The organism is Arthrobacter sp. JUb119, assembly GCF_024807995.1.
Classification (GTDB): domain Bacteria; phylum Actinomycetota; class Actinomycetes; order Actinomycetales; family Micrococcaceae; genus Glutamicibacter.
In genome coordinates this window covers 1194657-1217961 of the sequence record NZ_JANUFE010000001.1, presented here as the reverse complement: position 1 = coordinate 1217961, position 23305 = coordinate 1194657, and the positions used below count along the sequence as shown (strand labels likewise).

Here is a 23305-nt window from a genome sequence, read left to right as displayed (position 1 = left end):
CGGATGGGGATTCAAGGATTTCAATGGACGTCATTTTGCTTTCGGATCAAGGCCAGCCTATTGGCACGCACCCGAAAGAATTGGTTCACACCACGGATACCGTGCTGCACCAGGCATTCTCCTGCCACGTGCAGAATGAAGCCGGCCAGGTGCTGGTGACGCGTCGCGCCCTGTCCAAGGTGACCTGGCCAGGGGTTTGGACGAACTCCTTCTGCGGGCATCCCCAGCCCGGCGAGAGCTTCGAAGAAGCCATTACGCGCCACGCGGCCCATGAGCTCGGCTTCAAGGTCAACCGCATCGAATCGGCGCTGCCGGACTTCCGCTATTGCGCCGTGGATGCCTCGGGCATTGTGGAAAACGAAATCTGCCCGGTCTTCACCGCGATAATTGACAGCGAAATCACTGCGAACCCGGACGAAGTCATGGACTACTGCTGGGTGGATCCGGCACAACTCGGTGGAGCCCTGCGCGCCACTCCGTGGGCCTTCAGCCCGTGGCTGGTGATGCAGGCTGCAGGGATGTCCCTGTACCAGGCCGAGCAAGGCTGATTCCGGGCCCGCCGCCGGCGTGGAATCCCGTACTGGATGATTCCTGTGGAATTGTCCGGGTCATTGGCTATGCTCGATTGCATGGTGCTTCAAGTAATTTCTTCCGGTATCCAGTGGCGCTGCGCGGCCATCGATGCGTTGCGCAAGGCCAGTGTGGTCGCCGGTGGCCTGGTGCTGGCTTCGTCCCTGGCCAGCTGTGCCCCGCTCCAGTTCGAAGCATCCGCGCAAACTCCTAGCGTGAGCCCGCAGATCGCGGCCTTGCCGAAGTATGCCGACAACCTCCAGGAAGTCGAAGGGCGCCAGGAATGGGCGGATCAGAAGATCTTCCAGTACCTCAATGGCCAGGGCGCCGCAGGCTTCCATTCATTCGCCGAGGATTCCATCCAGTACGCCACCGTGGGGTGGCTCTCTCCAGTCCAGGGCGTGCTCGCCATTGTCGTGGAGGGCAGCGATTGGATCGCGGAGGGCAGTGCTGCCGGCTATGCCGAGCGGGTCATGACCTCCGTCGGCTACGAATCAATCGAGTTGGACCGGGTTGAGATCCTCACCGTCGAAGGGCAGCTGCTCGCCTCCGACTACCGCGGGAATCATCCCGGGGCTTTGTAAGCGAAAAGGCCATCTCGCCACGTAGCTTCCAATGGAGCTAGCTGGCGGGATGGCCTTTGCTATCGGGAATTCTCTTGCCGGCTATACGAAGTTCTCGGTGCCTTCGATGGTGTTCATGAAGTGGTCCATGAAATCAGCGAAGTCCTCTGCATCGGATTTCTGGTCAATGGTGGCACCAATGCTGATGGCATCATCGACATGCAAGTCGATGCTCGGCGCTTCGGGAATGCTGAAGCGGAACACCCGGCCCGAAGAGATCGCGATTTCGTAGCCGCCATCGCTGAGCTCGGCGAGCTGGTTCACATTCGTATTGTTGATGTTGATCGCATCCTCGGATGCTTCCAAGCTGCTGGCATTCACTGGCGCAATAATCAGTTCCGCTGGTTGGCGCCGATATCCAATGACCTTGAGCCCTCCGGAGCCGGCGATGCCGGTGCCCGCCACGAGATTGTAGCTGGCGAAGTTGGGGATCTGCGAGTCGAAGGCCTCATGGAGGCGGGCCTTTACCTGCTGGGTTGGATTTTCGTCTGGGCGCTTGTCCATAACCAATACTCTACCGATAACTTTGGACAATTTGACCAGTCACAACATTTATCGAAATGTGTCATCGGCACGTCATGGGTTATCTGATTGGTCATATTGACTTCTAGAATGGGATTAATGAGCCAGGATGCTAATTGAGTCGCCAAGCCATGCGCCCGTGTGGCCATCGACGGAACTCATGCCTTTCCCGGCTCAACGCTGCAAGCGAAACCAACTGCATGGCAGGGGACTTCCTTGGAGCAAGGGGTGCGTAGCGCGAGCGATGCGCATTCCCGGCAGCTGGTGCTTGTCTCCAGCTAATCCCGTTTCGACAGGCGCTTTTGGTGCTTATGAAGCGAAAAAGCCAAGGCTTGTTTGCGGTGTCGCGTCCAAGGCTTGGACATCCATCTCATATAATGAGATAAACAGGGTGTCTAGTTGCTCTTTGCCGTGAGGTGGAGAAAACTAGAGGCATGCAAACAAACACCGATGTACTACTAGTTATCAGGCGCGGAGCCTGAGACACTGTCCAACACCACGGACAGTACGTCGGTAACGCGCAAGCCCCCTTTCGTCAGTAGTGACGGCCGCGGGGCGTTTTTTATGCGCAAACGAAGAGATAGATATGGAAAGGATCCCGATGAGCAACTCAACACCCGCCAATCCGGCGTCGGTTGCGAAGTCAATCAATCGAACCAAGGATGCCGCCGCCGCTGTCTCTTCCGTCGTGGAGGCTTCGAACCCGGTACAGGGTCCGAATAATATCGTTGCTCCCACACAGATGACGGGCTCACAAGCCATCGTCCGCTCGCTGGAAGAACTGGGCGTCAAAGACGTCTTCGGATTACCAGGTGGGGCCATCCTTCCCACCTATGATCCACTGATGGATTCGACCAAGATTAACCACATCTTGGTCCGCCACGAACAGGGTGCCGGCCATGCCGCACAGGGTTACGCCATGGTGAGCGGGGAAGTGGGCGTATGCATCGCTACTTCCGGACCAGGCGCAACCAACCTCGTCACCGCACTGGCCGATGCCAATATGGACTCGGTACCAATGGTGGCAATCACCGGTCAGGTCAATAGCGCTTTCATTGGCTCTGACGCATTCCAGGAAGCAGACATTGTCGGCATCACGATGCCGATTACCAAGCACGCTTTCCTGGTCACTAACGCGGAAGACATTCCGCGCACGCTGGCCAGCGCGTTCTACCTGGCGCAGACCGGCCGTCCCGGTCCGGTGCTGGTGGATATCACCAAGGATGCCCAGCAGAGCGACATGACTTTCTCATGGCCGCCAAAGGTCGACCTGCCTGGCTACCGCGTGGTCACCCGCGGACACAACAAGCAGCTGCGCGAAGCCGCCAAGCTCATCGCTTCGGCAACCCGCCCGGTGCTGTATGTCGGCGGTGGCGTGATCAAGGCCAACGCCCATGAGCAGCTCAAGGAATTCGCGGAATTCATCAACGCTCCGGTGGTCACTACGCTGACCGCACGCGGTGCCTTCCCGGACTCGCATGAACAGCACGTGGGCATGCCCGGCATGCACGGTGCCGTCTCTGCGGTCACGGCACTGCAGCAGTCGGATTTGCTCATTACCCTCGGGGCCCGCTTCGATGACCGCGTCACCGGCGTGCTCTCCACCTTCGCGCCGAACGCGAAGGTGATCCACGCCGATATCGATCCTGCGGAAATCTCCAAGAACCGCGTGGCCGATGTGCCGATCGTCGGCTCGCTGGATGAAATCATCCCGCAGCTGCACGAGGCCTGCGCCTCGCGCTTCGAGAACGAAGCCCAGCAGGATCTGGCCGGCTGGTGGGGACTGCTCAACCGCCTGCGCGAAACCTACCCGATCGGCTACACCGAAACCCACGATGGCCTCTCGGCTCCGCAGAACGTCATTGGGCGCATCGGCGAGCTGACCGGTCCGGAAGGCGTCTACGTGGCAGGCGTGGGCCAGCACCAGATGTGGGCAGCGCAGTTCGTCAAGTACGAGCGCCCGCGCTCGTGGCTGAACTCCGCCGGCCTGGGCACCATGGGCTACTCGGTTCCTGCCGCCATGGGCGCCAAGGTGGCGCAGCCGGACCGCGTGGTCTGGGCCATTGACGGAGATGGCTGCTTCCAGATGACCAACCAGGAACTGGCTACCTGCGTGATCAACCGGATCCCCATCAAGGTTGCCATCATCAACAACTCGTCGCTGGGCATGGTCCGCCAGTGGCAGACGCTGTTCTACGATGGCCGCTACTCCAACACCGATTTGAACACCGGCCACGGAACCGCACGGATTCCGGACTTCGTGAAGCTGGCCGACGCCTACGGCTGCGTGGGCCTGCGCTGCGAACGCGACGAGGATATCGATGCGACCATCCAGAAGGCATTGGAAATCAATGACCGTCCGGTAGTCATCGACTTCGTGGTCTCGGCCGACTCCATGGTGTGGCCAATGGTCCCATCGGGAGTCAGCAACGACCAGATCCAGATTGCCCGCGGCATGACCCCTGAATGGGAAGAGGAGGACTAGGACATGGCAAAGCATACGCTTTCGGTACTGGTTGAAGACGTTCCCGGCGTGCTCACCCGCGTCGCCAGCCTCTTCGCCCGCCGTGCCTTCAACATTCACTCGCTGGCCGTGGGCCCCACGGAAATTGCCGGCATCAGCCGCATGACCGTGGTGGTGGACGCCGAAGGGGATTCCCTGGAGCAGGTCACCAAGCAGCTGAACAAGCTGGTCAACGTCATCAAGATCGTGGAACTGCTGCCGGAAACCTCGGTGCAGCGTGACCACATCATGATCAAGGTGCGCGCCGATGCGGCGACGCGACTGCAGGTCACCCAGGCCGCGGAGCTGTTCCGCGCATCGGTGATCGACGTATCCACGGACTCGCTGGTCGTTGAGGCCACCGGCAATGCGGCGAAGATCGAAGCACTGCTGGCAGTACTTGAGCCATTCGGCATCCGCGAGATCGTCCAGGCCGGAACGCTGGCCGTGGGACGCGGAACCAAGTCGATGAGCGACCGTGCCCTGAAGACGCTGTCCGCCTAAGCGCACAACGACTTCAAGAGACACGAACTACAAATTTAGGTATTTGGCACCTAGCTTAGAAGAAAGCAACAGTGCCTAAGCACAAGACTTCTTTACCAGAAGCACAAATAAGGAGAATTACAGTGGCTGATCTGTACTACGAAGACGACGCAGACCTCTCGATCATCCAGGGCAAGAAGGTAGCTGTCATTGGCTACGGGTCGCAGGGCCACGCCCACGCACTGAGCCTGCGCGACTCGGGCGTCGAGGTTATCGTCGGCCTGGCTGAGGGCTCCAAGTCCCGTGCCAAGGCCGAGGCCGAAGGCCTGAAGGTAGCTACCGTTGCCGAGGCAGCGGCCTGGGCTGACGTCATCATGATTCTGACCCCGGACCAGGTCCAGGCCCAGGTGTACACCGAGTCGATCGCCGAGCACCTGGAAGAGGGCAACGCCCTGTTCTTCGGCCACGGCTTCAACATCCGCTTCGGCTTCATCCAGCCACCAGCCAACGTCGACGTTGCACTGGTTGCTCCCAAGGCACCAGGCCACACCGTGCGCCGCGAATTCGAAGCCGGCCGCGGCATCCCTGACCTGATCGCCGTGGAGCAGAACTTCACCGGCGGCGCCAAGGAACTGGCACTGTCCTACGCTGCAGGCATCGGCGGCACCCGTGCCGGCGTTATCGAGACCACCTTCACCGAAGAGACCGAAACCGACCTGTTCGGCGAGCAGGCTGTGCTCTGCGGCGGTACCTCCCAGCTGGTCCAGTACGGCTTCGAGGTCCTGACCGAAGCTGGCTACAAGCCGGAAATCGCCTACTTCGAGGTGCTGCACGAGCTGAAGCTGATCGTTGACCTGATGTGGGAAGGCGGCATCGCCAAGCAGCGCTGGTCGATCTCCGACACCGCTGAGTACGGCGACTACGTCTCCGGCCCACGCGTGATCACCCCAGAGGTGAAGGAAAACATGAAGGCTGTGCTGGCTGATATCCAGTCCGGTGCTTTCGCCAACCGCTTCATGGAAGACCAGAAGGCCGGCGCTCCGGAGTTCAAGGAACTGCGTGCCAAGGGCGAAGCGCACCCAATCGAGACCACCGGTCGCGAACTGCGCTCGCTGTTCTCCTGGATCTCGGATGCATCCTCGGATGACTACGTAGATGGTTCGGTAGCCCGCTAATCATGCGGCTGACTGCATAATCTGCACACAATAAATCGACCTCGGTTGCTTCCCATATGGGAAGCAACCGAGGTCGATTTTTCAGTCTGCTGGGTCGGATACCAGCCAGGCAGGTTTAGAGCTTCGAAGCCCGATAGCCGGCCTTGCGCGCATCAGCTGCAGTCTTGAAGCATTCTTCTGGCTTCGTGATGTTGTAGAAGCGCTGTCCCTTGACGTGGTACTTCCACTCCTTCTGGCTGCCGGTGCGGTTGCCCTTCACCGGGTAGCCCGCAGGGCAGTTCTTCGCCTTCCCGCTCATCTTCACGGAACGCTTGGCGGCCGCCTTCTGAACCAGCAAGGTCTGCGTCTTCTGCACGGTCGAGGTCTTGCCCTTGAGCTGGTACTTGACCGTGGTGGTGACCTTGTAGGTGCCCGCTGCAAGCTTGACGGACTTCTTCTTGCTGGCGACGGTCTTCTTGCCCTTGACCACCTTCAGCAACGCCGACTTGATCTTCACGTTCTTTGCCTTGGAATAGCTAGGCTTGATGGTTGCCTTGGCTGAACCCTTGACAGTCTTCGTGCCGATTTTCTTGATCGTTACCGCAGGAGCCTTTTTCTTCGCAGCAACGATGCTGGCAGATGAAATGCTGGTGGGCAACGGAGCGGCCGAGGCCGCGGAGACACCGGAGAATACAAGTGCTCCCGAAGCCATGACAGCGAGTGAACGCTGAACTAATTTATTCAATTTCTCCCCATGGAAAGTCGAACGAGCATGGGCACTGATCGGTCCCATGTGCTGATTCTAATCTGGACTGGGAATAGAAACTATGGCTGGACGCGATTGCGATCGATTGCGGCTATTGCCGTCAAAGCGTTACCCGAGCAGTCGAGTGTTTTCCCAATGATTAGTTGAAGCCTTTGCTAGGCTCGGGCAAAACCATGCAAAGGAGCGCGCCCGTGCCACAGGAAAGCAACTACGACGATTTCGCCCAGGACTACGCTGACGAGAACGAATTCAGCATGCTGAACGCCTACTATGAGCGGCCAGCCACCCTGGAACTGGTGGGAGAGGTTGCCGGCCGGAACATCCTGGATATCGGCTGCGGCGCCGGTCCTCTGTCCGAACAACTCATGAGCCGTGGCGCGAGCGTCTCGGGCTTCGACACCAGCCGGGCCATGGTGGACCTGGCACGCCAGCGGCTGGGCGAAGATGCCGACCTGAAAGTGGCGACATTGGGGGAGAAGCTCCCGTATGCCGACAACAGCTTTGACGATGCCATTGCTTCCTTGGTGTTCCACTACTTGCCGGACTGGGACTACGCCTTGGAGGAAGTCCGCCGGGTGCTCAAGCCCGGCGGCCGGCTCATCATGTCGGTGAACCACCCGATTCTCTACCCGTTCAACCACCGCGGCAAGGACTACTTCCAGCTCACCCAGTACACCGACGAAGTGACTTTCAAGGGGAAGCCCGCCGAACTGACCTATTGGCATCGGCCTTTGCACGAAACCATGACGGCGCTGATCTCCGCAGGCTTCGCGGTGGAGCGTGTCTGGGAGCCGCCGTATATCAAGGATGCGCCCGACGGCGTGATTCCAGAAGCCTTGCGTGAACGCGACGCGTTCTTGAGCTTCCTGTTCTTCTCGCTGCGCTCGACGTGCTAGCAAGCGAGGCGCAAACCTGCCGCTGCGGACTAGACGCCGATGTTCTTGCCAGAACGGGGGCGACCTGCAAGAAACACCCAGGTCCCCAGGAGCAGCAGTGCTGATCCGAGCCAGACGCTCCACCAGGGGAAGCCCGGTATCTCAGGAGTGGAGCCGAGGGCTTCCAGATCTGCACGCGGGGTAGGGTGCACGCGTTCGCCGGTGACCAGCATGCGATGCGTATTGATGCCTAGTGGAGTGCAGGTGACCAGGGTGGCCAGATCCTTGTCGTATTGCGGGGTCAGCGCCTTCGTTTCATCCGGCTCTACCGTCTGCGTTTCAACCACCCGGTACGTTAGTACCTCATTGAAGACTTCAATGCTGAAGGTCTCGCCGATTTTCACCTGGGGCAGATCATTGAACAGGTTGGCCTCAGGCAGCCCGCGGTGAGCGGTCAGCACCGCATGCATCGACTGCCCGCCCACAGGCAGTGCGGTGCCTTGCAGGTGCCCGACGCCTTTGAGCAAGGTCTGGTCATCGGTACCGTGGTAGATCGGCAGGTCGATGTCCACCGACGGGACTCGCAGCCGGCCGATGAGCCCCTCGCTGTTGACGTTGAGCAGGGAATCGTACTCGGTATCTTCCCGCACCGATCCGTTGCTGGTAGGGATATTGCTGCCCGGGGCCAATAAGCCGCCGCCAACCAGTTCCTCGTTGTAATCCCGGGCCCGCTGCAGCTCCTGGGAAATCGTGGAGCTGCCCTCGTGGGACACGTCGCTGGAGATTTCCTTGATGATCTTGGATTGGTTGTATTGCGAGAACCAGCTCGCCGCTGGCGGGTACAGCAACATGAGCGTACCGGCCAGGAAGACGACGGCGATCACCAGCGTGGACACCGGGACGCGCCAGCGGTTCCTGTGCTGCGGGGGAGGGGAAAGCGTGGAACTGGGAGTTGAGCTCATGATTTCTGCCTATGAAGTCTTGGGAATCAGGAAGTTCAGAAAGAAAATGGTGGGAGTCCCAAGCAATGCTTAGTTCTCCCACCATCTACTGGCTACCCTGGTGCTGCATCAAGCAGTACGCGGGTTAGCCCTGGGTGCGCGAGCGGCGGCGCTTCACCAGTACCGCACCACCGGCGGCGGCCATCAGGCCAAGACCTGCAATGGTGAACAGCACGGTGCCCGAGGCGCCGGTGAGCGGCAGATCAGGACCGGTTGGCTTGTGGTTGGTGATGGTCTCGATCAGGATCTGGCCGTTGGTGACAACCAGTTCGCCGGACCACGGATCAGCCGGAAGCACGTATCCGGCTGGCGCCTTGGTTTCCTTGACCCAGTAGCTCGATTCCATGTCGTCCTCGATGCCCAGGTGCAGTTCCCACTTGACGACCCCGTCTACCGTGGTTCCGGTAGCCAGAGGCGAACTGGTGGGTTCGCCCTCGGCATCAGGTGCAGTTCCATAGAGCTCGAATTCCGCGCCGTCCAGCAGTGCACCGTTCTCGCCTTCAGCCTTCTTTTCCAGCTGCAAGGTGCCCAGGTTGGTGTTGGTGGTGCCATCAGCTTCCGTGCCATTGATGTTCACGGTCGCGGTGTTCTCGATGACTCCGCCTTCAGGGATGGAGTTGACCTTGGTCTTCAAGACGGCCGTCACGGTAGTCGCTCCAGCCGCATCGAGTTTGGCGAGGCCCGCCCCGGTGAAGGTGATCACCGCATTGTCGGCCGAGATGGTGTAGTCATCAAAAGGAACAAGTTCCCCGGTGCCAATCGATACCGACTCCCAGGAGATGAAATCGAGGTTCCCCGAGAGGCTATCGGTCAGGGTGTAGGACTTGTAGGGAAGATCCGAGTCAGGGACATCGGTGACCAGTGTCCAGGTGACCTCATCGCCCAGAAACACGGCGGTATCATCCACGGTCTTGGTCTGCTCGATGGTGTTCAGCGTGTTCTTCGGATAGACGTGCACGTCGTAGTTCCAGGTGCCGTCGGCATTCGGATAAGGAATGCTCACGTAGAACGGTGCGGCCGCGGCATCGATCAGGTTGTCGCCCGAATCGGTTTCGGTGACCAGATACAGTCCCAAGTCCAAACCGCTGAAGGTAGCGATACCTCCCACTGTTACCTGGGGGACACTGGTGTCCAGGGTGTAGCCTGCAGGCAATGCGCCGCCGGCGGATTCCGGTGCCAGGGCTTCTGCCAGTTCCCAGCCGTCGGCCACGCTCAAGTCGATTGGCTCGCCGTCGAACAGCACCTGCTGCAAGGTGAATTCAACGCCATCCAGGCCCAGGCCCGCGCCGGGGTCCGGTTCCAGCAGGGAGCCGTTGTTGAGGCCTTCAACAGGGTCCGCTGAAGACTTGTGGACCGAGATGCTGCCGGGGGTCCCCGGCGTAATATCCGAAATTTCGTCAGCGGATGCGGCGGCTACCCCAAATAGCCCCATCCCAGCAAGTGCCATGGCACTTGCTCCGGCAATCAGCTTGCCGAGTCTGCGTTGCGTGAACACGATTACTCCTTTTGTGCGAGTGATTTTTACGCCTACCCAAGTTCAGCGTGATTGGTGAATTGGTTGAATCTAGCCGAGGTTGCGGCTATGACGGATACGGAAGGCCTGTGCACCCCAGATGCCCAGCCCCAGTACCAGGATTGCGCCGCCAATCAGATAAATCTGATCTCGGCCGATGCCACCGGTCAGTGGTAGCACGGGACCGTCCTGCTGCTCATTGGTAATGGCAGCAAGCTCGATCTGCAGTGCGTCGCCGGTGACCTCGAACTCATGGATCTGCTCGTCCTTGACGTAGCCCGGAGGAGCGGTGGTTTCCTGAAGCGTATAGCTGCCCCACTTCAGGTTTGCCAAGGCAAATTTGCCCTTGGCTGGATCCATATCCGGTCCGGTGCAGCCTTCGGCCATGCAGTCGGTGACCGCGATGGCTTCCGATGTATCGCCCAGCGGTCCGGTCAGGGTCCATTCGGCACCTGCAAGCAGGTCGCCGTCAACGGTGGTCTTGGTCCAGCTGGCCGAACCGGGAAGGGCCGTGTTCACGATGGTGCAGGTGGCCTCCTGGCCAAGCTCCAGCGTGATCGCCGCTCCTTCGCCGCTTCCGGTGCCGACGCAGCTCCAGGTGCCTGGTTCGTAGCCTGCGGCGGGGCCTTCCTCGGCCAATTGGTAGGTTCCCACGCCCACCGATGCTTCGGTGACGGCCGTTTCTCCGGTCTTTCCTTCGATGCTCCCCGCGGTGCCCGAAGCGCTCAGCGTCCAGTCATCGGTGGTCGAGGTTCCGTTGAAGTCCTCGTTGTCCACCACCTTGACCAGCGTCAAAAGCTGTTCGCATTCCACGGTGTTCACGATTGCCACCACATTGGGCGAGGGAGTCCCGGCCATGGTGTGGGTGGCGGATAGCCCTTCGACGCCGTCAACGGTTGAACTGGTCACCTGGCACAGCTCGGCGAGCGTGCCGGTGAGGGTTTCCTCGATGGCCACCTCGTCCCCGATCAGATGCCCGGAACTGGTTGCCCCGAATTCAGCTGCTTGGCCGTCAATGCTCAGCTCCGCGTCTCCTGCCGGCTGCTCGCCGTGAGCGTACTCGGTGCCGTTGACCACCCAGGTCTTGGTGACCGTCAGGTCAATCTCCTGGGTGTTGGTGAGCACGCAAGTGGCCTTGCTTCCGGCAGTGATGATGATGGTGTTGCCATCGCCAACCACCGCGCCCTCGCAAGCCAGGTCCGTCAGCTGGTAGTTTTCCGGCCCGGTTTCGGAGATGGCGTATTGGCCGGCAGCTACCGGCACATTGGTGACGCCTTCGCTGCCGGTCACTCCGGACAGATCCGTTGAGCTGCCATCAGCTGACAGCGTCCATTCCGTGGCCGCTGCCTCGCCGATGACTTCCTTTTCCAAGGTCAGGGTGGTGCAGGTGACGGTGTTGGTCACCGTGTAGGAGTTCAGCCCAGGTTGCAATACATGGTCACCCAGATCTCCCGAGGGGGCATTGGTGCACCCTGCGGGCAGCTGGGCCACCGACTCGCCGATGGTGATTTCATCATTGGCCTCGTAATCGGTGCCATTGCTGTACTTGGCGTAGCCGGTACCGAACTGAGGCGAGTTTTGGCCGGTCAGCTCAAGTGCAGCGGCGATGCCATCGGGCTGCTGGCCGTTCTCGAATTCCTCACCGTCGATGACCCAGTTCTTTTCGACCTGCACGCTGGAGCAGGTGCTCGGCACGGCAAGGGAAATCGGGGCAATCCAGTCACCCAAGTTGGATGTTTCCGGAATCGAGGAGGAAGAACGCAGATTCAGCGTGCCGTAATTGCCGGTACAGGTCGCTTCCCCAAACAGGGCAGTCAGGTCCACGCCGATTTCCGCGAAGCCGCGTACCGGGATGGTGCTGGTTCCGTCGAAGCCGGTAATGGGCTGGGTATTCGTCGCGCCGACGAAACCGCTCAGGGTTTGCTGCTGCACCCACGTTTCCGTGCTCGCGTTCCACATGTAGGCACCGGTGAGGATGAGATTATTATTTCCATCCTGCTCGATGCTCAGGCGAAGGTCGCCGTCGCTGCGAATCGGAGTGGGAATCACCGCGGGGTCGTTCTTCTCGGCGTTGAGCTCGACGATGTAGCGGATGGTGCCGGTGCTTGTCCCTCGCTCGAATCCCAAGAAGGCGAAGACATGGCCATCACTGGTTGTCGAATAGGCGTAGTTGCGGCCTATATCTGCCTGGCCGGAGGCTTGGCCCGTACCGTTGACTTGGTTCGCACCCCACGGCCAGCTCCTTTCGCTGGCACCACGGGTGAACTGTGTACTGTCGTCGAAACCATCGTTGCCCGATGGTTGTGTCAAAACGGTCGTCCAATCATCCAGTGCACCGTCGTTGGCGCACAGGTTGCCATCAAGCTCAAATCCCCCAAGAATCTGAGTTGATGCCTGGGAAGCACTGCAGACGTCCCCTACTGCCATCGGTGCGAGCAGTTTGTTGTCAGCCTCCCTGGGCGAGGCTGTCGGTAATGGTGATTCCGATGGCTTCTTGGCAGTTTCGGTAGGCGAATGCTCGGCAGGTGCCGAGGACTGCGCAGTTGCTGGCGCGCTTATCGACGCTGGAGCGCTAGTAGGTGCCTCGGAGGCTTTTTCCTCTTCGCTTGCCGATTCCTCGGCTCGTGGCGTTTGAACAACCGGCGCCTCGGATTCAGTTTCCGGCGCGGCCTTCGGCGACTGCGTTACCGTTGGCTTGGTTTCAACCGGCGGCTTGGACGCTTTCGCTTTTGGAGCTGGGGTTTCGGAAGAAGCCGCAGCAGCGGAAGTTTCAGTCGAAGAGGGTGCCGGGCTCGTGGGCGTCGCGGAAACAAGAGTGGCCGCCGAATCGGTTTCAGCCGCCGACGGGGCGAGTTTTACTTCCGCTGAAGATTCGCTCACCGAAGTAGCGGAAGCTGGCACAAAAGTTCCGGCGAATGCCAGAGAGAAGACAATTCCGGCGCTAATTGCAACGCTGGAAAAGGCGCTTTGCGAAGTACAATGTTTTTTTGCTCCCTCGAGCAAGGACTTTTTACCTGTACGACCGTTGTTCCGTCGTGCAACTCTGTCCCCAACAGGTCTGCCAAACACAAGAATTCCCCAATATCCGAGGACATTGGGGATGCTAAACCTGAAGAACGCAGACTGGTGCGTAGAATTTGACGCTCGTTTCCCATAAACGAGTGCCTAAATTACAGCCAATTGATCCCCACGACCAACTGGCTTTCCCCAAGTTTTGCCGGACCCCCAAAATCCGGGCGAGTGATATGGCGACAGCGTATCGGATGGATTTCACTTTCGTCAACACTGAAGATTAATAAAACGATGCGGACGATCAATTTGTTGGCTGGAAAGGCTGAGAACGCGAAGTTTCTCGTGGAAAACGGATACCGTGGGGTCCTGAAAAAGCTCTAATAAGTCGCCTAAAAAGGAAATTAAAAAGAGGTGAACAGAGACCGCTGGAACCACCTACGAGGACTTTGCGCGGGCTCTTTCGGACGAGAACGAGCCGACCCTTCTCACTGTCTTTTACGACCGGCCGGCAAATACTCCAGATGGCCGGTCATGTCGCCTGGCGGCGGTTCCTCGACAACTGTTGCGGTTCTGGTGATAATCGACTTGACGCGTGTTCGGCTCCAGTACGGTGCTGATCTGCGGGTCACGGACCTGGGGTAGAAACTGCCCTACGAGACGAATTCCTTCGACGACGCAATCGCCTCGCTGGTCTTGCACTACTTGGAGGACTGGACAGGGCCGCTGGCAGAAATACGGCGCGTACTCAAGCCTGGCGGCAGGCTCTTACTGTCGCTGAACCATCCGATCCAGTACCCGTGGAATCACCCTGGCAAAGACTATTTCCAGCGGGTCCAATACACCGATGAACTGTCCTTCACAGGACAGGCCGCATCACCGACCTCTTGGCATCGGCCGCTGCGTGAGACGATGACCGCATTCCTCGAAGCCGGAATCAGCGTCTACCAGGGCTGGGATCCGCCATATTCCAAGTATGCTTCCAAAAAGATCATTCCCGAGCGGTACGAGAACGGCACGCGTTCCTGAGTTGCAGCGTCCTCGAGCTGCAACCGGCCAAGATAGGTCGCAGCCCGCCTGCGAATTCCGTGCGCGGCAGTGGACATCTGCCGAACTGGACGCCCGGCAGACGATCGATGGATCGATGGATCGATGGATCAGGGCAGTGCCGGGGTGGCCGATTCCAGCTTCGAATGATGCGGATCGACCAGTTCCTGCTCGGCCAGCTGCAGCAGGTAGTCACCATAGCCGCTCTTGCCCAGGGCAAGAGACAGGTGCCGCAGCTGGCCGTCATCGATGAAGCCTTGGCGCCACGCGACTTCTTCGGGCGAGCCGATCTTCAGGCCCTGGCGCGCCTCGACGGTGCGCACGAAGTTCGATGCGTCATTGAGCGAATCGAAGGTGCCGGTATCCAGCCAGGCGGTTCCGCGCGCCAAGACGGTGACATTCAAAGCGCCATCGTTCAGGTAGAGCCGGTTGATATCCGTGATCTCCAGTTCCCCGCGGGCCGAAGGCTGCAGATCCTGGGCCTTCTCGACCACGGAATTGTCATAGAAATACAAACCGGGAACTGCGAAATGGCTCTTGGGTTCAAGCGGCTTTTCTTCCAGCGAGATGGCACATCCTGACTCGTCGAACTCGACCACTCCGTAAGCGCTGGGATCCTTGACCCAGTAGCCGAAAATAGTCGCCCCGGGTTGATCCGAGTACCTGCCAAGCTGCGTGCCGAATCCCGGACCATGGAAGATGTTATCGCCTAGCACCAGGGCAACTGACTCGTCGCCTATGTGCTCGGCCCCAAGCACGAATGCCTGGGCCAGGCCCTCGGGCTTGGGCTGGACCGTGTAGGTGAGCTCGATGCCGAACTGCGAACCGTCGCCCAGCAGATTGCGGAACTGCGGTTCATCTTGTGGTGTGGTGATAACCAGGATCTCACGGATCCCGGCAAGCATCAGCGTTGACAGCGGGTAGTAGATCATCGGCTTATCGTAGACAGGCACCAACTGCTTGGATATTCCCCGCGTGATTGGGTGCAAACGCGACCCGGTTCCCCCAGCTAGAATTATTCCCCTCATGGCTATCGAGCCTAATGAAACGTGAAGTAGTCGCGTCAGAGTAGTCATACTCGAGAATTGCTAGGATGCTGCCCCGCTGCGTAGCCCTCTGGCTACATTAGTGAGATGAAAAGAATCCTTGTAACTGGGGGAGCAGGATTCATTGGGGCAAACTTCGTGCACCACATGATCGCGCACTCCGACAGTGAAATCACCGTACTGGACAAGATGACCTACGCGGCAAACCGGCAGTCGCTGGAAGGCCTTGACAGCAATCGCTTCAACCTCGTTGTGGGCGATATTTGCGACTACGTCCTGGTCAACGAACTGGTGCCGCAGCATGATGCTGTGGTCCACTTCGCGGCCGAGACGCACAACGACAATTCCTTGCATGATGCTCGCAGTTTCGTGAATTCAAATGTCTTGGGGACTTTTGAACTCCTGGAAGCGGTACGCAACCATGGCGTGCGCCTGCACCACATCTCCACCGACGAGGTCTATGGGGATTTGGAGCTGGATGATCCGCAGCGCTTCACCGAAACCACGCCGTACAAGCCATCCAGTCCTTATTCGGCGACCAAGGCCTCCAGTGACCTGCTGGTCAAGGCCTGGGTCCGCTCCTTCGGGATCGAGGCGACGCTGTCCAACTGCTCGAACAACTACGGTCCGTACCAGCATGTGGAGAAGTTCATCCCGCGGCAGATCACCAATATCCTCGGCGGGCTGAAGCCCAAGCTCTACGGCAATGGCGCCAATGTGCGCGATTGGATCCACGCCAGCGACCATTCCTCGGCGGTGCAGCTCATCCTCGAAGCAGGAGACTCCGGCCGCACCTATCTGATCGGCGCCGACGGGGAGAAGAGCAACCGCGAAGTGCTGGGGCTGATCCTGGGGCTGATGGGCAAAACGGCTGATGGCTTCGACTGCGTGGTTGACCGTGCCGGCCATGACCTGCGCTATGCCATTGATTCCACAGTTCTGCGCGCCGAGCTTGGCTGGGAACCCCGGTACACCAATCTGGAACGCGGGCTGGAGCAAACCATTGACTGGTACCGGCAGCACCGTTCCTGGTGGGAGGCGGCCAAGGCGAAGGCCGAGCAGCGCTACCAGCAGCAGGCCGACGCGTTGAAGGTTGCCAGCTGATGGGAGGCACAGCGGAATTGCAGGTGGAGGAAAGCACGATTCCGGGACTCAAGGTGGTGCACTTGCCGGTGCACCGCGATGAGCGCGGTTGGTTCAAGGAGAACTGGCAACGGGAGAAAATGGTGGCCGCCGGGTTGCCGGACTTCCGGCCGGTGCAGAACAATGCCTCTTTCAATGCCCAGCGCGGGACAACCCGCGGACTGCATGCCGAACCCTGGGACAAATACATTTCGGTGCTATCGGGGGAGATCTTCGGCGCCTGGGTGGACCTGCGCCCCGGGAAGGGCTTCGGGAGGCTGTTCACCACGCATATGGGCGAAGGCCAAGCGGTTTTCGTGCCGCGCGGGGTGGCCAATGCCTTCCAGACCTTAGCCGGGAACACTGTGTATTCCTACCTGGTCACCGAGCATTGGACCGACGCAGCCCGGGCGGGGTACAGCTACGTCAATCTCGCCGACCCGCAATTGCGGATCCCGTGGCCCATCAGCCTCGACGCGGCCGTTATTTCCAAAGCCGATAGGGAACACCCGCTGCTGGCCGAGGCGAAACCGGTACAGCCCAAGAATATCGCGGTGCTCGGCGGGAGCGGGCAGCTGGGGCGCGCCTTCGCCGTGCTGGCGCAGCGCGATGAGCGGATCGCCTTGTACACCCGGGCCGAGGCGGACCTGCTGTCCCCGGGTTTCGCCTCCTCGCTGGACCTTTCGAACTGCAGCCATGTGGTCAACGCCGCGGCAATGACCGCGGTGGACCGGGCGCAAACGCCCCCGGGCAGTGCCGAGGCCTGGCGGGTCAATGCGGTAGCCGTGCGCGAGCTCGCCGCTCGATGCGCCGAACAGGGCGTGCCGCTGGTGCACGTGTCCACCGACTATGTCTTCGATGGCGCGGCGCGCGAGGTCGACGAGCAGCATCCGATCGCTCCAGCCGGCGTCTACGGGCAGAGCAAGGCCGCCGGCGAACAGGCAGTGCTGGCTCATGGCGTCAACTATGTGGTGCGCACCAGCTGGGTTATCGGGCAGGGCAACAACTTCGTTTCCACCATGCGCAGGCTGGCCGAGCAAGGCATTGGCCCCAGGGTGGTTGATGACCAATTCGGCCGGCTGACCTTTGCCAGCGAACTGGCCCGGGGCATCATGCACCTGCTGGATACTGGCAGCGACCCGGGGATCTACCATCTGCAGGGCAGCGGCGAATCGGCCAGCTGGTACCAGATTGCCCGCGAGGTCTTCGCCCTCTGCGGCTATGACCCGGATGCCGTGCACCCGATTTCCACGCAGGAGTATGCACTGGGCAAGCCGGAGCTGGCGCCGCGGCCGGCGAACAGCACCATGGACACCGCTAAGCTGCAGGCGACCGGCTTCGCCCAGCTGCCGTTGCCCGAATTGCTGGAGCAGTTCCTTCACGCGAGCCGCGTGAAGCCGTGAAAACCAAGTAGGTAAAAATCGAGTGTGGTCCAAGTGCCCGTTGGACCACCGGCCAAATGCCTTCAGCCTGATCCGCCAAACCCGCCCGAACCACCAGTAGTTCCAAGTCATCGCATGGCCGCGGAGGGCAAGCCCACGTGAGGCGCCAGGCTGCGCGGCACTATGCGTTCACTGGGAAAAGCCGAAAAAGTGACTGAGCTTCATTTTATGCGCCAAACAGGGTGATTTCGCTGCCAGCTCGCCCTAGGATGGAAGACTACGCGGATGAATCAAGTAATGCCATCCGTGCATTTGGGGGAACCAACCGATTGGGGCGGTTTGGATAATGGAATATTCACGAATCATCTCCCTTGCCAGCACTCGCAATGCTCAGAGGCAATGGGGAAAAAACAAGATACATTCGAAATTCTTGAGAATCTCGAAAAGCGCATTGGGCAGGGTCCTGGCCGACCCGCACATCGCCGGATCCGTGGTCTCCGGACCGGTGGGCAGTGGGCGAAGGGCACTGGTGGAAGCGGAACTGGGCCAGTTGGCCGAACCACCGCAGCTGATCCGGGTGAACGGAAGCAACTTCGGCACGAAAGTGCCTCTCGGTGCGCTTTCCTTCCTGCTTGCCCAAATCGACGTGGGCGAGTACCCGACCCCGCATGAAATGATCCACGGACTGGGGCGCGTCCTGTGCACCGGCCAGCGGCCATCGATTGTGATGCTCGGGCGGCCCGAGCTGATTGATGAGCAATCAAGTTCGCTGCTGGCCCAGCTGGCCGCAATGGGCAAGATCAAGCTAATCGTGATCTGCGACCATGTGCAGGATCTTCCCGGCGACCTGTTCGCCTTGTACCGCTCGGGCCGGTTGGAGCACCTTTGCGTGAACCGGATGGGCAGCACCGAAACCCATGCCTTCGTCCAGCAGGAATTGGAAGGGCGGGTCTCCGCCTACGCCTCGGCAACCCTGTGCTACTTGGCCGGGGGCAACCGCTCGCTGATGCTCAAGTTGATGCACAGCTGGCGCGAAGACGGCCATCTGCTGCAGCACAACGGTACCTGGGCCTTGCGGATAAACGCGCTCGATTCCGGGCCTGCGATGCAGGCCCTGCACGTTTCGCTGACCCATGGGCTCGATGACGGTGAACGCGAATTGCTCCGGGCCCTGGCACTGGGCGGGCCGGTGGAACTCAACCGCATCCGGCGTTCGGGCCTGACCTGCGAGCTTGACGGCTTGCTGAACCGTGGCCAGGCCAAGTACCTGCCCGGCGCCGCCTACAAGGTAGGCATATCCAATCCGCTGCTGTCCCTGCTCGTGCGCGCCGAATCCAGCAATCAGGCTCACCCTCACGGTGTGGAACTGCTGGCCAAGTTGCACAAGGACCCATTGGCTGCCCGGATCCTTGCGCAACTGAAATCCCTGAACGACCTTGGCGACTACGAATCGCAGCTCAGGGTGGCTGAAGACTTCCAGCAGCAGGGATATCACGCCGAACGCTGGCCAACTGACCCGCGCACCCGGGTGGGCATTGTGGAAATGCACGTGCGCGCGCTGGCCATGCTCGGCCAGCTGTCCCACGGAGTCGAAGCAATCGACCTGGCCAGGGCGGGACTGGACCAGGCCATCAGGGAATCCGGTCCGCGCGAATCCCTGGATATCGCCTTCCAGGAACTGGAACTGCTCAGCCGCTTCGCTACCTTGTTCAGCACCGAGATGACCAAGGAAACGAGCATCGCCGGAAGCAGCGAGGCACTGGTGTCCTCTTCGGGCTGGATGAGCGAGTCCTTGCACCTGAGGTCCCTGTCGCTGCAAGCTGCCAGCTGGGCGGCGCAGGCGCGCCAGGCCGATGCCATGAAGCTGGTCCGCTACGTGGACGAGGAACTGCGCAATGTCCGCTTCAGCGGCCCGGCGATTTCGAATTTCCACTCCGAAGACGCCGCGGACATCGAGTTCCAGCTGCTCCAAGCAGAACTGCTCGCCGGACGCTGGAAACTGGCATCGGACCGCGCCCAGCGTTTGGCCGATGGGCAGTACATTAACCCATTGCTGATTTCCTATGGAAATATCATGCGCGGGATCCTGCTCGGGTTGGGCAACGATTACGAGGCTGCCTTGCACCTGCTGGAACCGAGCCTGCACCAGATGGAGGTTGCCGGAGACCCGGGAACAGAAGCGCTGATCGGGTCGGTCATCGCCTATGCGCTGGCCTGCTCCGGGCGCAGGGCAGAGGCCTCGGTGCTGATTTGCCCGCAGTACGGGACCCCCGGGGGGATGCAGGTTCCGTTGAGCTTCTATTCCTGGGCGGCAGAAATCTTCTCCTGCCTTGCCTTGGCGGAACTCGGTTCGGCGCAGGCCGCACGGCGGCGCCTGGCTTCCTTCGCGCAGCTGGCCCGTGACGGCCAGCATGCATTGCTCGAAGCACTGACCCTGGGATTCATTGTGCGCCTGGGGGACCGGGGCGTGCTGCCACAGCTGCGCAGTGCCGCCAGCCGATGCGAAGGCGTAGTCGGGCAGAACCTGGAGGCGCTCGCCGATGCGGCGCAAGCCATGGACTCGTCGCGCCTTGTCTTGGCGCTGCAGGACATGGTCGAAACAGGGCACCTGCTCATGGCCACGCCAACGCACAACGAATTCGTCGCCGCGCTGGAAGTCAAGGACCAGCGCAAGCTCTCCCGCATGGTCAACGGCCTCAAGCGCGCCTCGGCTCCGCAGATCCAGCGGGAAAACGAGCTGCAGCTCGACGACCTGGAACAGCAGCCGGTCTGGATGCGCGAGCTGACCAAGCGCGAGGCCCAGATCGCCAAGATGGCCATCGCAGGCAAGACGAATCTGGAAATCGCCAAATTCAACGGCGTCTCGATCCGCACCGTGGAAGGACACCTGTACCAGGTGTATTCCAAGCTCCAGGTTCGCAACCGGCAGGAGCTCACCGCCCTGGACCGCACCAGCCGCCGTACTGCAGGGTTGAGATGAAACAGCAGCAATTGATCACTAGAACCAGGCCAACTGAATACAACCAGCTGCTGCAGATCCTGCAGCGGCCAGGCCCTGCTGGAGTCGTGGTGCTGGGTGAGCTGGGCATGGGCAAGACCAGCCTGGTGGAGGCAGTGCTGGCCACCCCGGGCATCGAGGAGCCGGTGATGAAGCTGCATTGCACGCCGTCATTGAGCACCATTGCGCATGGTGCCTTGTCGCCCTACCTGGGCGCCCTGGAAACTATCGACGAACCGGTGGGCGTGCTGCGCGAGCTGAACCGGAGCCTGTTCTCTGCCCGCGGGCACGCCGCGCCGCATATCGTGGTGGTGGAAGATGCCCAGTTCCTGGACCCGCAGTCCTGCTACCTCCTCTCCCTGCTGGTGGAGAATGCCGAGGTGAAGGTGCTGGCACTGGGCAACGGATCCCTGCAGGCAGGCAGCCCGCTGGCCACGTTGGCCGAGCTTGGTTCCTTCACCACCGTGGCCCTGCAGCGGCTGGACCGCAACGGGGTGCGTGCGGTGGCCGAAGGCGTTATCGGGCGCAGGCTCGGCGCTGGCACGGTGCGCCTGATCGACGTGGTCACCGGAGGGAACCCGCGCTTTGTCGAAGCCTATGCTGCGTCCTGCATGGAGCAGGGCACATTGTTCCATGATGACCGGCTGCCGCAGGACCGCTCGATCCACGAGCCGGTGTGGATCGTGGCCCGTGCCCTGCCGGAAATCGATACCCGGCTGCTGTCGCTGGGCCGTGAGATCACCCGCGGCCTTTCCAGCCAGGAGCGGCGCACCTTGCTGCTGCTGGCCCTGGCTGGCCCGCAGCAACCGGATCTGCTGGAGCAATGCGGGCTGCCGTACGGCCGGCTGGTGAAAACCGGGGAGCTGGTGCTAAATGGCGGTGCGGTCTGCTTGAAATCCAGGCTGATGGAGCGCATCGTCCGGGCGCTGGCCTCGGAGCAGGATACTGCGCAGCTGCATGAGCTGTGGTACGCCGCGGCAGCCGAGCTGGGCAAGGCGCATAGTGCCAGGGAAGTGCTGTGGTGCCTGGAAATCGGAAAGCAAGTGCCCTCCGAGCTGGTCCTGGCATGCGCCGAGCGAACCGCCCGGAACCTGGACTTCACCCTGGCCCTGCGTCTTTGCGAATTGGGCAAGCTATCCCAGCAACATGGTCAAGGAGCGCTGCTCGAAGCGCAGGTGCTGCTGAGCATGGGCCGGCACTATGCCGCACGCGCCCTGCTCCTGCGCCTGATCGACCAGCTGACCGATCTCTCCCTGCTGGGCCAGGCCTATGCCTACCTGGTAGAGGTGACCAGCTGCATCGAAGCGGACGGCGCAGAGCTGGAGCGGATCCTGGATGAATGGCGGCAACGGGCCCAGGGGCATCCGGACGGCGAAGCGGTGGCCGGCTTCATGGCTCTGCAAAGCGCCGGGGCCCAGGCGCTGGATTTCTGGATCAGGGTGAATACACCCCGCGGCCCGCTGCCCAGCGTGGCCGAATTGCGGGACTTCCTTTCGGATCCGCAGCTGCCTGTGCAGGCCAGATTCATCGGGAAGATCATGCTCAGCGACCTTCATAGCTCCGCCGGCAACTGCCAGCAGGCCCTGGAACTGCTGGAGCCGGTGCTGGAGCTGTTCAAGGAGCATGCGCCGCTGCAGGCAATGTACGAAGTGCGGGTGTTCTTCCGCATCGGCTGGAACCTGCTGTACCTGGGCGAATACGAGCGGGCCGAGGCCTTCATCGATTCCTACCGCCAACCCAGGCTCCGCTCCATCCAGCATTACCAGGGAGCCATCTCGCTGCTCGATGGCATCAGCCACCTGCTGCAGGGCAAGGTGCAGCGGGCCTTGGCCAAAATGGCCGAGTCGGTCACCGAGCTGCAGATCGTGGACACAACCCAGTTGCTGGCCTTGGCCAGCAACCTCTACCGGCTGCTTCTGGCGCGCATGGGCATCGATGTGCCCGTGGCCCTGGCTACTGCGCCCGAGGATTTCAGTTCCAGCGGCATGATTTCGCCCTCCGGGCAGCTGGGCGAGGAATCCTCGGAGCAGCGGATCTTTGCCCGGGCTTTTGCCGCGGGCCTGGGCAATCCGTATCAGGGCGAGTCGCTGCAATGCTTCCCGATGGTTGAACGCGAAATCCTGTTCAGCTTGACCAGGCAGCTGGGTGACGAAGAGCTGGCCGAATCAGCGCAGGGGGAAAGGCTGCGGGCCTTGGCCGCCGGCCAGGAAGGTTCGCGCGCTGCGCTGCAGGCGCGCTTGATGGAATTGCGCGGCTCTCGTCTCGGAGAACCCCTGGAGCAGCTGGCGCAGGAGGCCTTGTCCAAGCAGGACTACCTGGTGGTGATCGAAGCCTGGGCTCGGGCGGCCGAACGCTATGCGCAGGCCGGGGACCAGCGCCGCTGCGGTGCATTGCTGCGCCGGGCGGCCCGGCTGATCGAACAGCAGGGAATGCGCCCGGGAAAGTACATTGACCGCGTTCTCGCGATTACGGAGCTGACCGCCCGTGAAACCGAGATCGTGAACCTCGCCCGGCAAGGCCTGAACAATGCCCAGATAGCCCGGGCCTTGACCGTCTCGCAGCGTACGGTGGAAGGCCACCTCTACCGGGTATTCTCCAAATTGGGGATCACCGAGCGCGCGGAATTGGACCACGCCGGGCTTGAAGCGGGTACAACGCGCAAGTAGCAGGTGCCGGTCTGCGCAATCTTGG

Annotated in this window: 18 protein-coding genes; 12 read left to right on the top strand and 6 right to left on the bottom strand. The window is 60.9% G+C overall.

The genetic code is table 11. The features are described from left to right. The first annotated feature begins 23 nt into the window (after positions 1-23). Together idi and M2368_RS05645 are read left to right on the top strand one after the other, a co-directional pair. Positions 24-548 (top strand): isopentenyl-diphosphate Delta-isomerase, encoded by a 525-nt coding sequence (idi, locus tag M2368_RS05650; protein ID WP_498724164.1) that lies wholly within the window; start codon positions 24-26, stop codon positions 546-548. A gap of 81 nt (positions 549-629) precedes the next feature. After that, positions 630-1154 carry a hypothetical protein gene (locus tag M2368_RS05645; protein WP_498724163.1) on the top strand — a complete coding sequence of 175 codons (525 nt, stop codon included), beginning with the start codon at positions 630-632 and terminating at the stop codon, positions 1152-1154. A gap of 81 nt (positions 1155-1235) precedes the next feature. Here M2368_RS05645 and M2368_RS05640 read toward each other — a convergent pair whose 3' ends face one another. Further along, positions 1236-1697 carry a hypothetical protein gene (locus M2368_RS05640; RefSeq protein WP_105658083.1) on the bottom strand — a complete coding sequence of 154 codons (462 nt, stop codon included), beginning with the start codon at positions 1695-1697 and terminating at the stop codon, positions 1236-1238. A gap of 619 nt (positions 1698-2316) precedes the next feature. On the opposite strand from M2368_RS05640, the gene M2368_RS05635 reads away from it, so the two are divergent. The 3 genes from M2368_RS05635 (at position 2317) to ilvC (ending at position 5876) form a co-directional block, all read left to right on the top strand. Beyond that, positions 2317-4200 (top strand): acetolactate synthase large subunit, encoded by a 1884-nt coding sequence (locus M2368_RS05635; protein WP_105658084.1) that lies wholly within the window; start codon positions 2317-2319, stop codon positions 4198-4200. A gap of 3 nt (positions 4201-4203) precedes the next feature. After that, a complete protein-coding gene (gene ilvN, locus M2368_RS05630; protein WP_105658085.1) occupies positions 4204-4722 on the top strand; it encodes an acetolactate synthase small subunit in 519 nt (172 codons plus the stop codon). A 122-nt stretch (positions 4723-4844) separates the two neighbouring features. Further along, the gene (gene ilvC / locus M2368_RS05625; RefSeq protein WP_013348730.1) at positions 4845-5876 is read left to right on the top strand and encodes a ketol-acid reductoisomerase; all 1032 of its coding nucleotides are present in this window, start codon (positions 4845-4847) and stop codon (positions 5874-5876) included. A gap of 115 nt (positions 5877-5991) precedes the next feature. Here the strand turns inward: ilvC and M2368_RS05620 are convergent, their stop codons facing one another. Further along, a complete protein-coding gene (locus tag M2368_RS05620; RefSeq protein WP_498724162.1) occupies positions 5992-6567 on the bottom strand; it encodes a sunset domain-containing protein in 576 nt (191 codons plus the stop codon). A gap of 245 nt (positions 6568-6812) precedes the next feature. On the opposite strand from M2368_RS05620, the gene M2368_RS05615 reads away from it, so the two are divergent. Continuing rightward, complete coding sequence (locus M2368_RS05615) at positions 6813-7517, top strand: class I SAM-dependent methyltransferase (RefSeq protein WP_498724161.1); 705 nt, start codon at positions 6813-6815, stop codon at positions 7515-7517. A gap of 29 nt (positions 7518-7546) precedes the next feature. On the opposite strand, the gene M2368_RS05610 is transcribed toward M2368_RS05615, so the two are convergent. The 3 genes from M2368_RS05610 to M2368_RS05600 form a co-directional block, all read right to left on the bottom strand. Beyond that, positions 7547-8458 (bottom strand): class C sortase, encoded by a 912-nt coding sequence (locus tag M2368_RS05610; protein WP_498724160.1) that lies wholly within the window; start codon positions 8456-8458, stop codon positions 7547-7549. 124 nt (positions 8459-8582) lie between these two features. Then, entirely contained in the window at positions 8583-9992 is a 1410-nt protein-coding gene (locus M2368_RS05605) for a SpaH/EbpB family LPXTG-anchored major pilin (RefSeq protein WP_426734739.1), read from the bottom strand. Between the two features lie 69 nt (positions 9993-10061). Continuing rightward, entirely contained in the window at positions 10062-12320 is a 2259-nt protein-coding gene (locus M2368_RS05600; protein ID WP_498724159.1) for a SpaA isopeptide-forming pilin-related protein, read from the bottom strand. 403 nt (positions 12321-12723) lie between these two features. On the opposite strand from M2368_RS05600, the gene M2368_RS05595 reads away from it, so the two are divergent. Both M2368_RS05595 and M2368_RS05590 read left to right on the top strand, forming a co-directional pair. Beyond that, positions 12724-13167, top strand: a complete 444-nt coding sequence (locus M2368_RS05595; RefSeq protein WP_400343446.1) for a hypothetical protein — start codon at positions 12724-12726, stop codon at positions 13165-13167. Between the two features lie 548 nt (positions 13168-13715). Continuing rightward, a complete protein-coding gene (locus M2368_RS05590) occupies positions 13716-14048 on the top strand; it encodes a class I SAM-dependent methyltransferase (RefSeq protein ID WP_498724158.1) in 333 nt (110 codons plus the stop codon). Positions 14049-14176: 128 nt separating this feature from the next. Here M2368_RS05590 and rfbA read toward each other — a convergent pair whose 3' ends face one another. Continuing rightward, a complete protein-coding gene (rfbA, locus tag M2368_RS05585) occupies positions 14177-15094 on the bottom strand; it encodes a glucose-1-phosphate thymidylyltransferase RfbA (protein ID WP_400343451.1) in 918 nt (305 codons plus the stop codon). A gap of 105 nt (positions 15095-15199) precedes the next feature. On the opposite strand from rfbA, the gene rfbB reads away from it, so the two are divergent. The 4 genes from rfbB to M2368_RS05565 all read left to right on the top strand — a co-directional run bounded on the left by rfbB (position 15200) and on the right by M2368_RS05565 (position 23280). Further along, positions 15200-16216, top strand: coding sequence for a dTDP-glucose 4,6-dehydratase (gene rfbB / locus M2368_RS05580; protein ID WP_498724157.1), 1017 nt, complete (start codon positions 15200-15202; stop codon positions 16214-16216). After that, the gene (locus tag M2368_RS05575; RefSeq protein ID WP_498724156.1) at positions 16216-17637 is read left to right on the top strand and encodes a sugar nucleotide-binding protein; all 1422 of its coding nucleotides are present in this window, start codon (positions 16216-16218) and stop codon (positions 17635-17637) included. Before rfbB ends, M2368_RS05575 begins: the two co-directional genes overlap by 1 nt. 409 nt (positions 17638-18046) lie before the next feature. Then, on the top strand, positions 18047-20596 hold the full coding sequence (locus M2368_RS05570) for a helix-turn-helix transcriptional regulator (RefSeq protein ID WP_498724155.1): 2550 nt from the start codon (positions 18047-18049) through the stop codon (positions 20594-20596). Then, a complete protein-coding gene (locus tag M2368_RS05565) occupies positions 20593-23280 on the top strand; it encodes a LuxR C-terminal-related transcriptional regulator (RefSeq protein ID WP_498724153.1) in 2688 nt (895 codons plus the stop codon). The genes M2368_RS05570 and M2368_RS05565 overlap by 4 nt, the downstream gene beginning before the upstream one ends. The last annotated feature ends 25 nt before the right edge of the window (positions 23281-23305 follow it).